The following is a 15,133-nucleotide window of genomic DNA, read 5'->3' as shown; positions in this document are numbered from 1 at the left end:
TCATTCTCCTACGGCCGCCACGGCACTTGTCAATACATTTGGACAAGCCTGGGAGTGGCGGTGGATTTCATCACATTGCGTCTCGGCTATTTCATCATTTCGTCACGGTGGGGCCTGCGGTTTCGGGCTGGGACGCCGAGGTCGGCTACCCGATGTGGCCTATCGAAACCCCTCAATGGCCCTTACTTGGCGGACGAATCTAGGGGGCTCCTTGTGCGCACGGCGGGACTGAATGAGTTATTCTCCTGTTCATCGCAAAGAGGGCCGGCCGAATGTGGACGGCTACCGAGAGATTTCACCACGCGGTGCAGCGCGAGGTGAATGTTCGGTGGATATAAAGTCCACTGCTCTTCTTGATTTACGCCCGGCCCGAAAAACGAGCCGAGAAAGGGATTGCTGTGAGTGACGCGGTAAACACCGGTGAAGCCTGGATCCGGCGTTACCACCCTTCGCCCGAGGCGTCGTCCGTACTCGTCTGCCTGCCGCACGCCGGCGGCTCGGCCAGCTTCTATTTCCCGGTCTCGCGGATGACGCCGGCCTCGATGGAGGTCCTGGCGGTCCAGTTCCCCGGCAGGCAGGACAGGCGCGGTGAGCCGTGCGTCGAGAGCATCGGGGAACTGGCCGATCGCGTCGTGGAGACGCTGCGGCCGTGGATCGGTATGCCCATGGGGCTGTTCGGGCACAGCATGGGCGCGACCGTCGCCTTCGAGGTGGCCCGCAGGCTCGAACGGGAGGGTACGTACCCTCTGGCGCTGTTCGCGTCGGGGCGACCGGCGCCGTCGGCGCTGCGCCCGGGCTTCGCCGGGCGGCGCTCGGACGAATGGCTCCTGGGGGAGCTACGGGGCCTGGGCGGCACCGACGCGCAGGTGCTCGGCGACGACGAGTTCGTGCAGGCGATCTTGCCGGCGCTCAGAGGCGACTACCGGGCGGTGGACACCTATCGCTACCTGCCCGGGCCGAGGCTGTCCTGTCCCGTCTTCGCTCTCAGGGGCGAGGACGATCCCAAGGTCGACCACGATGAGGCCCGGGCATGGGGCGACCACACGACGGGCGGATTCGAGCTGCGCACGTTCGCCGGTGACCACTTCTATCTCGCGGAGCACGCGGCGGAGGTCATCGCCCTGATCGTCGACCGGATGAGCGCCGCGCTGAACACGTCCCGAGCGGCGCGCTGAACGCGCCCACCGCCCGAGTGGCGCGCTGAACCGCGCGGTCCGAGTGGCGCGCTGAACCGCGCGGTCCGAGCGGCGCGCTGAACCGCGCGGTCCGAGCGGGATGCTGAACCGCGCGCGGCCCGAGCGGGGCGTTGAACGAGGCCCGCGCAGGTCACTGAGGGCCCGGTTAGCGCTGCGCTGCGAGAAGAGCCTACGAATAGTCGTAGAAGCCGCGACCGGACTTCCTGCCCAGCAGGCCGCCCTCCACCATGCGCAGCAGAACCGGCGGCGGCGAGTAGCTCGGCTCCTTGAACTCGGCGTACAACGCGTCGGCGATGGAGGCCACCGTGTCGAGCCCGATCAGGTCGGCCAGGCTCAGCGGGCCCATCGGATGGGAGCACCCCAGTACCATGCCCCGGTCGACGACCTCCGCGGTGGCGAACCCGGACTCCACCATCCTCATGGCCGCCAGGAGATAGGGGATCAGCAGGGCGTTCACCACGAATCCCGCACGATCCGCAGAGTGAATCACTTGCTTGCCGAGCGTTCCGACGACGAACGCCTCGGCGCGGGTCTTGGTCTGGTCCGTCGTGAGGAGCGACCCCGTCAGCTCGACCAGCGCCAGCGCGGGAACGGGGTTGAAGAAGTGGACGCCGATGACCTGGCCGGGCCGGCCGGTCGCGCGCGCGAGCCTGATGATCGGAATGGAGGAGGTGTTCGACGCCAGGATGGCGTCGGGCGATTCCACGATCTTGTCCAGCGCGCCGAACAGGTCGAGCTTGGTCGACTCCGTCTCGGGGACGGTCTCGAAGACGATCTGCCGGTCGCCGAGATCGTTGAGATCCGCGGTGAAGACGACGCGGCCCACCGCCGCGTCCCGTTCCTCCTCGGTGATCGTCCCCTTGCGCAGGCCGCGGTCGAGCGACCTGACCAGGCGCCGCCGCCCGTGGGCCACGGACGCCTCCGTGGAGACCGCCACCCGCACATCGAGGCCCGCGCGGGCGCACACGTCGGCGAGGCCGGAGCCCATCACCCCGCATCCCACGATGCCGATCCTGTCGAACTGGGTCATCTCGCCTCCCGTGCTGCTCTGTTCGTCAAGCTCTGGCCGTCATATTCCGGCCGCAAAACCTCTGGTCGGAAAAGCTCTGGTCACTAAGGCTCTGGTCACTAAAGCTCTGGTCGCTAAGCTCTGGTCGTCCAGCGGAGCAGGCAGGCGCCCACCGACATGCCGCCGCCGAAGCCGGCGAGCAGGACGAGATCGTCCTGTTTGAGGATTCCCGACCGATTCGCCTCGTCGAGCGCGACGGCCACGGAGGCGCTGCCCAGGTTGCCGTACCTCTCGAGGGTGCGCGGGGTGTGCGAGCCGGTGAGGCCGCAGCGCTCGACCAGCTCCGTCACCAGGCGGCCGTTCGCCTGATGGGGTACGAACGTGTCGATCTCCTCCAGCCCGAATCCGGCACGGTCCACCAGGCTCTTCATCGCGGGCGGCACGTGCTCCAGCACGAACTCCGTCACCGCGCGGCCGTCCATTCTGAAGTAGTGCTCGCCGTCCGCGACGGTCTGGGGCGAGGCCGGATGCCTGCTGCCGCCCGCCTTGATGCCGATGAGCCGGTGGTCGGCACCGTGGCTGGACAGCTCGAAGTCGATGAAACCCGAGCGCTCCGGCACCACGCCGACGATGGCGACGCCGGACCCGTCGCCGAACAGCACGGAGGTGCGGCGGTCGGTGAAGTCGAGCTGCCTGCTGTACAGGTCGGCGCCGATGACCAGGGCGTAGGTGTCCGGGCGGCGCGCGATGAGACCGTCGGCGATGGCGAGCGCGTACACGAATCCGCTGCAGACGACGTTGATGTCGAAACAGGCGGCAGCACGCGCGCCCAGCGCGTCCTGCACGAGATAGGACGTCGGGGGCTGGGGGAAGTCGCCGGTGGAGGTCGCCACGATGATGTAGCCGATGCGGCCCACATCGATGTCGGCGCGCCGCAACGCGTCCAGGCTGGCCTGTACGGCGAGGTCCGAGGTCGCCTCGTGCGCCGCGGCGTGCCGGCGGAACCCGATCTGCGTCTTGCGCAGGATCCACTCCGCCTCGACGCCCACCCGCTCCGCCAGGTCCTCATTGGCGACCTCGTCCCCGGGGAGATACGAACCGGTCGCCAGGATCCCGGTAGTGTGTCCGGCCACTGTCAGCTCCGCCTTCTCCTGGAAACCACGCCTACGCCAGCGCCGCGGGGGCGGCGTCCGCCAGGCCACGCAGCGGATTGATCCGCCGCTCGCCGATCTCGGCGCGCCGCGCGGGGTCGGTGACGCCCAGTCCGGGCTCGGGCGCCATGCACAGCACGCCGACCTTGCCGATGTGGCCGTTGGTCTGCACCAGCCGGGTGGCCTCCGCGACCTCGTCCAGCGGATAGACGGTCGACAGGGTCGGCATCACCATCCCGAGGTCGAACAGCCGCACGCACTCCCGCACCTCCTGCAGGTTCGCCGCATGGCTGCCGATGATGCGCTTGAGGTGCATCCAGAGATACCGGTTGTCGTAGTGGTGCTGGAATCCGGTGCTGGAGCCGCAGGTGACGACCGAGCCGCCCCGGCGGGTCACGAACACGGAGGTGGCGAACGTCGCCCGGCCCACGTAGTCCATGACGATGTGCGGGTCCTCGCCGACCGCCGCGCGGATGGCCGCTCCCAGGCGCTTGCCCAGTGCGATCGCCTGTTCGGGCGTGCTGTCGATGTCGTCGGTCATCCCGATGTCGTTGCGGTTGATGATGACGTCGCAGCCGAGACTTCTCAGCATCGCGGCCTTCGAGTCGGAGCCGACGACGCCCACGGGGATGCCGCCGCCGTTCTTCACCATCTGCACGGCGTACGCGCCGAGGCCGCCGGCCGCGCCCCAGATGAGGACGATGTCGCCCTGTTTCATCCGGGCGCCCCGGGCGCTGACCAGCATGCGGTAGACCGTGCCCGCGCACAACGTGACGCAGGCGGCCTCCTCCCAGGTCAGGTGCGCCGGCTTGGGCGCCAGCTGACTGGCCCGCACCAGGGTGTAGTGCGCCAGCCCGCCGAAGTTGGTCTCGAATCCCCAGACCCGCTGCTCGGCGCCGAGCATGCCGTCGTCGTGCGTCGCCGCTTCCTGGTCGTCGGCCTGGATCGGACTGATCACGACGTGGTCGCCGACGCTCCAGCGTCGCACGCCCGCGCCGACCGCGACGATGACCCCGGCTCCGTCGGAACCCAGCACGTGGTACGGCTGGTCGTGCCGCGCCGCGAACCCGCCGGCCCGGCCGAAGCGCTTGAGGAAGCCGAACGTCGGCAGCGGCTCGAAGGTGGCCGACCAGACGGTGTTGTAGTTGATCGAGCTGGCCATCACCGCCACCACGACCTCGTCGGGCGCGAGTTGCGGCATGGGCACCAGGCCGACGCGCAGCGATTTGCGCACGTCCTTGTCCTCCATGCCAGCGAACATCTCGGTGTCCTCGACCCGGAGGTAAGAAGCCGGATACTCCTTCGGCAACGCGATCTTCGCCAGGTCGCCGGGCGCGGCTCCGCCCAGCAGGGCCTCGGCCATGGGATCCATGTCACTCCTCTTGGTGTGGTGGTCAGCCGGTCACAGCGGGATGTTGCCGTGACGGCCTCGTGTCGCCGAGGCCGCCGCGAGCGCCATGGCGAGCTTGGGCCGGGTCTGCGCGGGGTCGATCACTTCGTCGACGACGCCCAGCGCGACGGCGCGGGCGACACCTCCCGCGACGAGGGTGTGCTCGGCGACGAGCCGCTGCCGCAGCTCGGCGCGCTCGTCGTCGTCGTGCGCGGCGGCCAGGCGCTTGCGGTGCAGGATGCCCACCGCCGCCTCCGCGCTCATCACCGCGATCCTCGCCTCCGGCCAGGCGAACACCGCGGACGCGCCGAGCGAGCGGGAGTTCATGGCGATGTACGCCCCGCCGTACGACTGGCGCGTGACCAGCGTGACGCGGGGGACCGCCGCCTCGGCGAAGGCGTGCAGCAGCTTGGCGCCCCGCCTGACCACGCCACCCCATTCCTGGGTGACGCCGGGCAGGTAACCGGGAACGTCGACGAGCACGATCAGCGGAATGCCGAACGCGTTGCACATGCGGACGAATCGCGAGGCCTTCTCGGCGCTCAGCGAGTCGAGGCAGCCACCCATGCGCAGCGGGTTGTTGGCGATCACGCCGACGCTCCCGCCGGTCAGGCGGCCGAGGCCGACGACGACGTTGGGGGCCCAGCGCGGCTGGAGCTCCATGAACGGGGCGCCCTCGTCGAGGATCTCGCGTACCAGCGGGCGCACGTCATAGGCCCGCCGCGCCCGCTCCGGCAGCAACGAGCGCAGGTCCTTCCCGGCCGTGGCGAGGTGGGGTTCGATGCGGGCGCGATGGGCCAGCAGCAGGGTCACCTGGCGGGTGGCCTCGTACGCGTCGCTCTCGGAGTCGACCACGATGTGCGCCACACCCGACTTGCGGCTGTGCGTCTCGGCGCCGCCCAGCGACTCCATGTCGATCTGCTCACCGGTGACGGAGCGCACGACATCGGGGCCGGTCACGAACATCCGGCCGGCCCTGGACATGATCACCACGTCCGTGAGCGCGGGACCGTAGGCGGCGGCTCCGGCGGCCGGGCCGAGGATGACCGAGATCTGCGGCACGCGCCCGGAGGCGCGGGTCATCGCGGCGAACATCCGCCCGACACCGTCCATCGACTCCACGCCGTCGGCCAGCCGGGCGCCGCCGGAGTGCCACAGGCCGATCACCGGGCAGCCTTCGAGCAGCGCCGCGTCGATGGCCGACACGATCTTGTCGCAGCCCGCGGCGCCGAGCGCGCCGCCCATGTTGGCCGGGTCGGTGCAGAAGGTGATCACCTTGTGGCCCGCGATGCGGCCACTGGCCGCGGACACGCCGCTGGCGTCCGGGTCATGCAGGGGCACCACTGAGTCGGCGTCGAGCAGCCGGGCCAGCCGTACGGCCGGCGCACGCTGATCGAGCGGGAAGTGTTCCTGCGTGATCGGTGTGGCGGTCAACGCCGTCTCCCGTTCTCATGCAGGGTTGAATTTATTGGTTCCCGCATGTTTCCTACCTCCAGCGCCAACGCTGAGGACTTTTCTGATGGATTCCAGCAGACTGCTGAAAATAGGCTTATCCACGCACTATCTCCACACAACCCTTACCAGTCCCCCTAAGCGCCCTGTAGCGTTGCTGAGCGAGGGCGAACGGCGTCGTCCTGGGGCTGATCCGCGGCGATGTTTCGTGGGCGAAGCCACCACTGCTGCGATCATGTCCGCACGTCAGGCCCGATGCCGATCCGCATCCGGGTCGTCCGGCCGACGACGCCGCCCCTGCGGAGTGGGAACGTTCCGAAAAACAATGGCTTTATCGCATATAGCGCCATAGTTGCCGCTAGGGGGGCCGGTAGGGGTTGTTTCGCGCGTCTCCAACGGCCAATCATGGTGCCGTCATTTCGACGTACGGCCAGATTTCCTATGTCTGAAAGGCATGCGCATGGAGATAGCCGAGCTTGGCGTGGAGAAAGCTTTCCTGATCACTCCGGACGTCCACTCCGACCACCGGGGAGTTTTCCTCGAAGTGTTCAGCCAGCCGGCGTTCGAGCGGGCGGTGGGCCATCGGTTGTCGGTGGCGCAACTCAACTGCTCGCTGTCCCGGCGCGGGACCATCCGCGGCATGCATGCCATCGCGCTGCCGGGTCAGGCCCGTTATGTCAGCTGTGCGCAGGGGGGCATCGTCGACATCGTGCTCGACATCCGCGTCGGCTCGCCCACGTACGGCGAGCATGTCGCGGTCGAGCTGACCGCCGCGAACCGGCACGCCCTGTACCTGGCGGAAGGGCTGGCGCACGGGTTCGCGCCGCTGACCGACGAGGCGACCGTCGTGTACATGTGCTCGAGCACCTGGTCGCCGGGCTCTGAGGTCATCATCAACTCGCTCGACCCGGAACTCGGCCTGCCCTGGCCCACCGAGCCCGAGCCCGTGCGCTCCGACAAGGACGCGGCGGCGCCTTCCCTGCGCGAGGCCGCGAAGCGGGGGCTGCTGCCCACCATGGCCGAGTGCCGGGCGTTGTACGCCGAACTCGACGATCTCACGCTCACGAGGTGACGGCATGATCCCACTGTTCCGGGTGGCGATGTCTCCCGAGGCGCCGGCCATGGCCGCCCAGGTCATCGGCAGCGGCATGATCGGCCAGGGCGCCAAGGTCCAGGAGTTCGAACGAGCGCTCGCCGGGCGGATCGGCCGGGACGAGGTGGTCACGGTCAACAGCGCCACGGCGGGCCTGCACCTCGCCCTGCACATGGTCGCCCGCGAGGATGCCGACGACGGCGGCGAGGTGCTGTCCACGCCGTTGACCATGGAGGCCACCAACTGGGCGATCATGGCCAACCGGCTGCGCGTCAAGTGGGTGGACATCGACCCGGCCACCCTCAACGTCGATCTGGACGACCTGGCCCGCAAGATCTCGCCGAAGACACGGGCGATCATGATCGTGCACTTCGGCGGCTACCCCCTCGACCTCGACCGCCTCCGCGAGATCCTCGACCAGGCCGAGGCCAGATTCGGGTTCCGCCCGCCGGTGATCGAGGACTGCGCGCACGCGTGGGGCGCGACCTACCGCGGCGCGCCGATCGGCAGTCACGGCAACCTGTGCGTATTCAGCTTCCAGGCCATCAAGCACCTGACCTGCGGCGACGGGGGCGCTCTCGTCCTGCCGAGCGAGGAGCTGCGCCGGCGCGCCGAGCGGCTGCGCTGGTTCGGCATCGACCGTACGGCCGACCGGCTGCGCAACCCGCCGGACGTCACGGAGTGGGGCTTCAAGTTCCACATGAACGACATCAACGCCTCCATCGGCCTGGCCAATCTGGCGTGGGCGGAGGAGGTGGTGGCCCGGCACCGTGCCAACGCCGCCTTCTACGACAGGGAGCTGGCCGGCGTCCCCGGCGTCGAGCTGACCGAACGGGCCGCCGACCGCCAGTCCTCCTTCTGGATCTATCCGATGAAGGTGGAGGACCGCGAGGGCTTCATGAAGCGCATGGACGAGGCCGGGATCATGGTCAGCAACGTGCACGAGCGCAACGACCTGCACACGGTCATGCGCCCGTACGCGTCGCTGCTGCCCGGCCTCGACCATGTGGCCCCGCGCGTGGTGTGCGTGCCCGTCGGCTGGTGGATCACCGAGGAGCAGCGCGCGCACATCGCGGACACCGTCAGGCGGGGCTGGTGACCGCGCCCGCCGCCGTACACAACGCAGGGCGGGCGGCGAAGGGCACGGTGCCGTTCGGGGAGCACCGGACCTGGTACCGGATCACCGGCGAGCCGGGCGGCGCGGGCCGTCCGGCCGTCGTCGTCCTGCACGGCGGCCCCGGCAGCACGCACGACTATCTGGTCGGCCTGGCCGTCCTGGCCCAGCACGGCTGGCCCGTCGTGCACTACGACCAGCTCGGCAACGGCGGCTCCACCCATCTGCCGGACAAGGGGGCGGAGTTCTGGACGCCGCAGCTGTTCCTCGACGAGCTGGACAACCTGCTGCGCCGGCTCGACGTGCGCGACGACTACGTGCTGGTCGGACAGTCGTGGGGCGGCATGCTGGCCGCCCTGCACGCCTCGGCCAGACCGGCGGGCCTGCGCGGCCTGGTGATCGCCGACGCCCCCGCCTCCTACCGGCTCTGGCTGAGTGAGATGCGGGTGCTGCGCGACCGGCTGCCCGACGGCGTCGACGAGACGCTGCGCCGGCACGAGGCCGCGGGCACGACCGACTCCCAGGAGTACTTCGACGCGATGATGGTCTTCTACAACCGGCACGTCTGCACCCTGGACCCCTGGCCGCGCGAGTTCGTCGCCACGTTCATGGAGATCTACAACGACCCGACGGTCTACTACGCGATGAACGGCCCCAGCGAGTTCCACGTGATCGGCTCGCTGCGTGACTGGGGCGTGGAGGACCGCGTCGCGGACATCCAGGTGCCCACGCTGCTCATCTCCGGGCGGCACGACGAGGCCACGCCCGCCACCGTGCGACCGTACTTCGACCTCATCCCCGACGTGCGGTGGGAGGTCTTCGAGGAGTCCAGCCACACGCCGCACCTGGAGGAGCCCGAACGCTTCACCCAGGTGCTGATCGACTTTCTGAAGGGCCTGGGTGAGTGAAGTGGACATGCGGACCGCGATCGTCTTCCCCGGGATGGGGCCCACCCGGTTCACCGACGTCGACGCGTTCATGCTCGGCGACCCCGTCGCGCGGCGGCTGGTCGCGCGCGCCGACGAGGTGCTGGGCTACTCGCTGGCCGACCGCTTCCGCGACTCCGCGGACGACTACTCCGAGGCGGCCCAGGTGGCGTTCCTGGTGAACAGCCTGGCCCTGGCCGAATGGGCCGAGCGGACGCTGGACATCGCCCCGCACGTGTGCGCGGGCCCGAGCTTCGGCGGCAAGGCGGCCGCCGCCTACTCGGGCGCGCTGTCCTTCCCCGACGCCGTGCGCATGACCGCCGAGCTGGCCCGCTGTACGGCGGACTACTTCGCGCACGAGCACCGCGACCTCGTCACCTGCTCCTTCGTCCGCGTTCCCGAGGACAAGCTGAGCGAGCTGCTGGCCGAACTGCGCGAGCAGGGCGAATGGCACGACATCTCCTGCTACATCGACCACGACTTCTACATGGTCTCGCTGCGGGAGCGGCGGGCGGCGTGGCTGGAAGGCAGGATCCGGGCGCTCGGCGGGCTGCCGCTGTACAGGATGCGGCCGCCCATGCACTCAGCCGTGCTGGAGCCGCTGCGCAAGAGGGCCGAGGAGGAGGTGTTCGGCGCCCTGCGCTTCACCGACCCGCGGCTGCCGGTCGTCGACGATCACGACGGGACGCTGCTCACCGGCGCGGCGGGCGTGCGGGCCATGGTGCTCGACGGCTTCGTCCGGCCGCTGCGCTGGCCCGAGGTGGTGGCCACGTTGCGGCGGCTCAACGTCACGAAGGTCGTCGTCAGCGGCCAGGACGCCATGTTCGGCCGGGTGCCGGTCACCACGCGGAGCTTCACCGTGGTCCCGGTCAACCCGAGGATGGCGGTACTGCCGCGGCCGTCGGTCCCATCGGCCTGACGAGGTCCCGTGGACCTCGTCAGGCGCCGGTCGATCAGGCGGGCGGCCGGTCGGGCGGCGGTCGGTCAGGTCGCGGGAATCCCGGACAGGACTTTCCAGAGTGTGCCCGGAGTGGCGAACGTCTCCTTCGTCAGCGCCTCGTCCCTGAATCGCACGCCGTACGTCTCCTCGAGCGCGGCCAGCAGCTCGACGATGCCGAGCGAATCGAGGCCGAGACCGGGGAGATCGGCATTTTCGGCGAGCTTGTCATCAGGCGGCAGAAACGGCAGCAGTGGCCGCAGGAGTTCTTCGAATCGGGCATCCCACATGACAGCTGATTTCCTTTCTACGGTTATCGCTAACGAGCCCACGGCGCCGACGCTATCCGGCGGCAAGGCGAATGTCCATAATGGGTGGTTCAGATGAGCGCAGATTATTCGCGACCCCTCTACGCGCATTTCCTGCGCGGCCTCGGTATGGCGCCCGAGCGGCCGGCCTTCCGGGCCGGGCCGGACACGGCGAGTTACGCCGAGCTCCATCGGTCGGCGCTGCGCTGGGCCGGCGCGCTGCTGCGGGCCTCGCCCCGCCCGCTCGGTGCCGTAGGGGTTCTGGCCGACAAAGGGGGCACGGCATACGCGGGCCTGCTCGCCGGCCTGTACGCGGGCGCGGCGGTGGTGCCGCTCCAGCCCGACTTCCCGGCCGCCAGGACCCGCCAGATGATCGAGGCCGCCGGGGTGTCGGCGCTGATCGTCGATGATCGCGGCCAGAAGCGGGCGGCCGAGCTCCGCGCCCAGGGGGTGGACGTGCTCGTCCTCACCCCCGACGCGCTCGGCGGCGGGCGGGCACTCGCCGCGCCGCGGCCGGTCGACCCCGCCGACACCGCGTACGTGCTGTTCACCTCGGGGTCGACGGGCCGTCCCAAGGGGGTGCCCATCACCCACGGGAACACCGCGCACTACTTCGACCTGCTGGCCGGACGCTACGACTTCACCCCTGACGACGTGTTCTCGCAGACCTTCGACCTGACCTTCGACTGCGCGATGTTCGACCTGTTCTGCGCCTGGGCCGCCGGCGGGACCGCGGTGGCCGTGCCGCCGCACGCGTACGGAGACCTGCCCCGATACCTGGCCGAGCAGGGGATCACCGTGTGGTTCTCCACCCCCAGCGCGATCTCCCTGGTGCGCAGGACGGGCGGGCTCGATGCGGGCGCGATGCCTACCCTGCGCTGGAGCTTCTTCGCCGGAGAGGCGCTGAAGTGCGCGGACGCCGCCGACTGGCAGCGGGCGGCGAGCGCCTCCATCGTGGAGAACCTCTACGGCCCGACCGAGCTGACGATCACGATCACCGGTCACCGCTGGTCGGGGCAGACCTCGCCCGGCCGCTGCGTCAACGGCCTGTCCCCGATCGGCACGGTGCATCCCGGCCACGGCCACCTCCTGGTGGACGAGGACGGCCGGACCGTCCACGACGAGGGGGAGCTGTGGATCACCGGGCCGCAGCTGACCCCGGGATACCTCGATCCGGCCGACGACAAGGGCCGATTCGTCGAGCGGGACGGCCGCACCTGGTACAACACCGGCGACCGCGTCCGGGTCGCGGACAACGGCGAACTCGTCTACCTCGGCAGAGCCGACGCCCAGATCCAGGTGCACGGCTGGCGGGTCGAACTGGCCGAGATCGATCACGCCGTGCGCGGCGTCGCCGGAGTGGCGGACGCGGTCACCGTGAGTGCCGAAAAGGACGGCACCGCCGTGCCCGTCGTGTTCTACACCGGCGTTCGGCTGCCCCCTACCGATTTCACCACCCGGCTCGTCGAGACACTGCCGGCCGGTCTCATTCCGCGGCACTATCGGTATCTCGACGAGCTGCCGCTGAATCCCAACAGAAAAGTCGACAGAGCGGGTCTGCGAGAGCTGGCCGCGGGCCTGGTGGGTAAACGTGAGCGGGTCGCGGAAGAGGGGAGGGGCGCTTTAGGGGGGCGGTAGGGGTCTATTGGAAATCAGGGTTCGGGATAACTTTTCAATGATTTGCTTTTTCATTGATCGACATTCCTGGAAATTCCTTTTCCCACCTGGGCGGGAGGACGATATTGGACGGGACGCGGTTTCTTCGATCGGGCCTCATCCACGATCTGCTCGATGAGGCCATGGACGCGAGACCCGAGGGCGACGCGGTCCGCGACGCGCGCGGCGCGTGGAGCTACCAGCGGGTCGGCGAGCTCAGCCACGCCGTCGCCCGCCGGCTGGCGGCCAGTGGCGTGGGCCCGGGGGACCGGGTCATCGTCCAGCTGGCCAACCGGCGGGAGACGGTGCCCATCGTCTACGGCCTCTCGCGGCTCGGCGCGATCTTCGTGCCGCTGCACCCCGAGATGAAGGCCTTCCATCTGCGCTCCGTCCTTCAGGACGCGGAGCCCACGCTGGTCATCGGGGGCGGCGAGGCCATGCGCGAGGTCGCCACCATGCCGGTGCGCGACATCGACGACTTCTGGCCCGAGGTCGAGGAGCTGGCGGGGCAGCCGGCCGCGCAGGAGCCGACCACGCGTGAGCACCCGGCCACGCGTGAGCCGGCCGCGCGTGAGCCGGTCAAGGTCCTGCCCTCGGACGTCGCCATCCTGATCTACACCTCGGGCAGCACCGCCGCGCCCAAGGGGGTGATCTGCCCGCACGCGCAGGTCACCTTCGCCGCCTCGGCGATCAACGCGGTGCTCGGATACGGGCCGGACGACGTGGTCTTCTGCCGGCTGCCCATGTCCTTCGACTACGGCCTCTACCAGATCTTCCTCGCCGCCCTCGGCGGCGCGGAACTGGTCCTGGCCGAGGACGGATCCGACCTGATGCTGCTCGGCCAGATCAGCGACGCCGGCGCGACCGTCGTGCCCGTCGTCCCGTCGCTGGGCGGCATGATCGCGACCCTGGCCCGGCGGGCGACCGGCTCGGTGTCGAAGGTGCGGATGTTCACCAACACCGGGGCCGCGCTGCCGGAGGCGACCATCCGCAGCCTGCGCGCCTGCGCCCCCGGCGCCCGGGTGGTGCGCATGTACGGCATCACCGAGTGCAAGCGCGTCACGATCATGGAGCCGGAGCTCGACCGGGACCGGCCCGGCGCGGTCGGCCGTCCGCTGCCCGGCACCCGGGTGGAGATCCTCGACAGCGCGGGCCGCTCGTTGCCGGCCGGGGAGACCGGGGAGATCGTGGTCGCCGGTCCCAACGTGATGGCCGGCTACTGGCGCGACCCCGAGCTCACCGCCCGCGCCTACCGCCGCGACCCGGTCACCGGCGAGGTCCGCCTGCACACCGGCGACTACGGCCGGCTCGACCAGGACGGCTACCTGTACTTCGAAGGCCGCAGAGACGACATGTTCAAACGCCGGGGCACCCGGATGAGCACGACCGAGATCGAGGCGGCCGCCATGGACGTCCCCGGCGTGCGCGCGGCCGTGGTGCTGCCCCCGGGCGACGGCCGTGACCTCGTGGTCTTCGTCGAGGCCGATCTGGCGCCCAGCAGCGTGCTCAACGCGCTGAAACAGCGGCTCGAACCCGCGAAGGTGCCGGCCGCCTGTCATGTCCTGCCCCGCTTCCCGCTGACGCTCAACGGCAAGAACGAGCGCAAACAGCTGGCCCTGCTGCTCGACGGAGGTCACGCGTGAACTGGTACGCCGAGCTCGCCGCTCGCTACGGCTCCCCGCTGTACGTCTACGACCTGGACCGCGTCGCCACCGCGCAGAAGGACCTGCGTCAGGCCCTGCCCGGCGGGTTCTCGCTGTTCTACTCCTTCAAGGCCAACCCGCACCCGGAGATCGCCCGAGCGCTGCGCGACGGCGGCGCGCTCGCCGAGATCAGCTCGACCGGCGAGCTGAACGCGGCGTTCGCCGCGGGCTTCGACGGCTCCGAGGTGCTCCTCACCGGACCGGGCAAGACCACCGAGGAACTGGAGGTCGCCGTCGACGGCGGCGTCCGCCTGTTCTCCGTCGAATCGCCCACCGACCTGTGGCATGTCGGGCAGGTCGCCTCCCGGCGCGGCGTGCTCGTGGACTGCCTGCTGCGCGTCAACAGCGCCGAGCCCGGCGCCGCCACCAGCATCCGGATGACCGGTGCGCCCTCCCAGTTCGGCTTCGACGAGGAGACGATCCCCGCGCTGATGCCGGAGCTCCGGGCGGTGCCCGGCACGCGGCTGGCGGGGGCGCACCTCTTCTCCCTGAGCAACTCCAAGGACGAGGAGAGCCTCGTCGCCGAGTTCGACCACACCATCTCGGTGGCCGCGCGCCTGGAGCGGGAGACGGGCCTGCCGATCCGCCTGCTGGACATCGGCGGCGGATTCGCCGCGCCGTACCTCACCGGGGGAGAGCGGCCCGTGTACGGCGGCCTGCGCGCCGGGCTGGAGAGGGTCCTCGACGCGAAGTTCGCCGGCTGGCGGGCGGGCACGCCCCAGATCGCCTGCGAGTCCGGCCGTTACCTGGCCGGCGACTGCGGCACGCTGGTCTGCACCGTGGTCAACGTCAAGGAGAGCCGCGGCCGCAGGTTCGTCATCCTGGACGCCGGCATCAACACCCTCGGCGGCATGTCCGGCCTGGGCAGGCTCCTACCGGTCTCGGTGGAGCTCAACGGCGCCACCCACGAGGGCGAACGGTCGCCCGCGACCCTGGTCGGCCCGCTCTGCACCCCCGGCGACATCCTCGCCAGGAACGTCTCACTGCCCCCGCTGGCACCCGGCGACGTCGTGACCATCCCCAACGCGGGCGCCTACGGCATGACCGCGAGCCTCGTGATGTTCCTGGGCCACCCCGCGCCCATCGAGGTCGTCGCGCACGGCCACCAGGTGGTGTCCGTCTCCCGGATCGAATTCAACCGCAAGTACGAGTGACACCCCCAGATCGACTTCAGCCGCAAGTACGAGTGACACCCCCG

13 protein-coding genes are annotated in these 15,133 nt (G+C 69.9%); 8 read left to right on the top strand and 5 right to left on the bottom strand.

Annotation, left to right across the window (positions count from 1 at the left end):
- Positions 1 to 398: 398 nt before the first annotated feature.
- Positions 399 to 1,175 (top strand): thioesterase II family protein, encoded by a 777-nt coding sequence (locus ACIBO2_RS42380; RefSeq protein ID WP_397303994.1) that lies wholly within the window; start codon positions 399 to 401, stop codon positions 1,173 to 1,175.
- Between the two features lie 190 nt (positions 1,176 to 1,365).
- On the opposite strand, the gene ACIBO2_RS42375 is transcribed toward ACIBO2_RS42380, so the two are convergent.
- The 4 genes from ACIBO2_RS42375 to ACIBO2_RS42360 form a co-directional block, all read right to left on the bottom strand.
- Entirely contained in the window at positions 1,366 to 2,226 is an 861-nt protein-coding gene (locus tag ACIBO2_RS42375) for a 3-hydroxybutyryl-CoA dehydrogenase (RefSeq protein WP_358549859.1), read from the bottom strand.
- 113 nt (positions 2,227 to 2,339) lie between these two features.
- Positions 2,340 to 3,338, bottom strand: coding sequence for a ketoacyl-ACP synthase III (locus ACIBO2_RS42370; protein ID WP_358549861.1), 999 nt, complete (start codon positions 3,336 to 3,338; stop codon positions 2,340 to 2,342).
- Between the two features lie 31 nt (positions 3,339 to 3,369).
- Positions 3,370 to 4,728 carry a crotonyl-CoA carboxylase/reductase gene (gene ccrA, locus ACIBO2_RS42365; protein WP_358549863.1) on the bottom strand — a complete coding sequence of 453 codons (1,359 nt, stop codon included), beginning with the start codon at positions 4,726 to 4,728 and terminating at the stop codon, positions 3,370 to 3,372.
- 30 nt (positions 4,729 to 4,758) lie between these two features.
- Entirely contained in the window at positions 4,759 to 6,180 is a 1,422-nt protein-coding gene (locus ACIBO2_RS42360; RefSeq protein WP_358549865.1) for a carboxyl transferase domain-containing protein, read from the bottom strand.
- 499 nt (positions 6,181 to 6,679) lie between these two features.
- Between ACIBO2_RS42360 and ACIBO2_RS42355 the strand changes: the two genes are divergently transcribed.
- The 4 genes from ACIBO2_RS42355 to ACIBO2_RS42340 are packed head-to-tail and all read left to right on the top strand — an operon-like array spanning position 6,680 to position 10,250.
- A complete protein-coding gene (locus tag ACIBO2_RS42355) occupies positions 6,680 to 7,270 on the top strand; it encodes a dTDP-4-dehydrorhamnose 3,5-epimerase family protein (protein WP_397303993.1) in 591 nt (196 codons plus the stop codon).
- Positions 7,271 to 7,274: 4 nt separating this feature from the next.
- Complete coding sequence (locus ACIBO2_RS42350) at positions 7,275 to 8,390, top strand: aminotransferase class V-fold PLP-dependent enzyme (protein ID WP_358549869.1); 1,116 nt, start codon at positions 7,275 to 7,277, stop codon at positions 8,388 to 8,390.
- Positions 8,387 to 9,313, top strand: coding sequence for a proline iminopeptidase-family hydrolase (locus ACIBO2_RS42345; RefSeq protein WP_358549871.1), 927 nt, complete (start codon positions 8,387 to 8,389; stop codon positions 9,311 to 9,313). The genes ACIBO2_RS42350 and ACIBO2_RS42345 overlap by 4 nt, the downstream gene beginning before the upstream one ends.
- Complete coding sequence (locus ACIBO2_RS42340) at positions 9,306 to 10,250, top strand: ACP S-malonyltransferase (RefSeq protein ID WP_358549873.1); 945 nt, start codon at positions 9,306 to 9,308, stop codon at positions 10,248 to 10,250. The genes ACIBO2_RS42345 and ACIBO2_RS42340 overlap by 8 nt, the downstream gene beginning before the upstream one ends.
- 65 nt (positions 10,251 to 10,315) lie before the next feature.
- Here ACIBO2_RS42340 and ACIBO2_RS42335 read toward each other — a convergent pair whose 3' ends face one another.
- Positions 10,316 to 10,558, bottom strand: coding sequence for a phosphopantetheine-binding protein (locus ACIBO2_RS42335; protein WP_357951452.1), 243 nt, complete (start codon positions 10,556 to 10,558; stop codon positions 10,316 to 10,318).
- Between the two features lie 93 nt (positions 10,559 to 10,651).
- Here ACIBO2_RS42335 and ACIBO2_RS42330 point away from each other — a divergent pair, with 93 nt between their 5' ends.
- The 3 genes from ACIBO2_RS42330 to ACIBO2_RS42320 all read left to right on the top strand — a co-directional run bounded on the left by ACIBO2_RS42330 (position 10,652) and on the right by ACIBO2_RS42320 (position 15,089).
- A complete protein-coding gene (locus ACIBO2_RS42330) occupies positions 10,652 to 12,214 on the top strand; it encodes an AMP-binding protein (protein WP_358549875.1) in 1,563 nt (520 codons plus the stop codon).
- Positions 12,215 to 12,375: 161 nt separating this feature from the next.
- Positions 12,376 to 13,875: an AMP-binding protein gene (locus tag ACIBO2_RS42325; RefSeq protein ID WP_397303992.1), complete on the top strand. Its 1,500-nt coding sequence runs from the start codon at positions 12,376 to 12,378 to the stop codon at positions 13,873 to 13,875.
- The gene (locus tag ACIBO2_RS42320; RefSeq protein ID WP_358549879.1) at positions 13,872 to 15,089 is read left to right on the top strand and encodes a type III PLP-dependent enzyme; all 1,218 of its coding nucleotides are present in this window, start codon (positions 13,872 to 13,874) and stop codon (positions 15,087 to 15,089) included. Before ACIBO2_RS42325 ends, ACIBO2_RS42320 begins: the two co-directional genes overlap by 4 nt.
- Positions 15,090 to 15,133: the final 44 nt, after the last annotated feature.

The sequence above is a fragment of the Nonomuraea sp. NPDC050022 genome (assembly GCF_044460705.1).
Classification (GTDB): domain Bacteria; phylum Actinomycetota; class Actinomycetes; order Streptosporangiales; family Streptosporangiaceae; genus Nonomuraea.
This window is presented reverse-complemented; position numbering and strand designations above follow the sequence as displayed.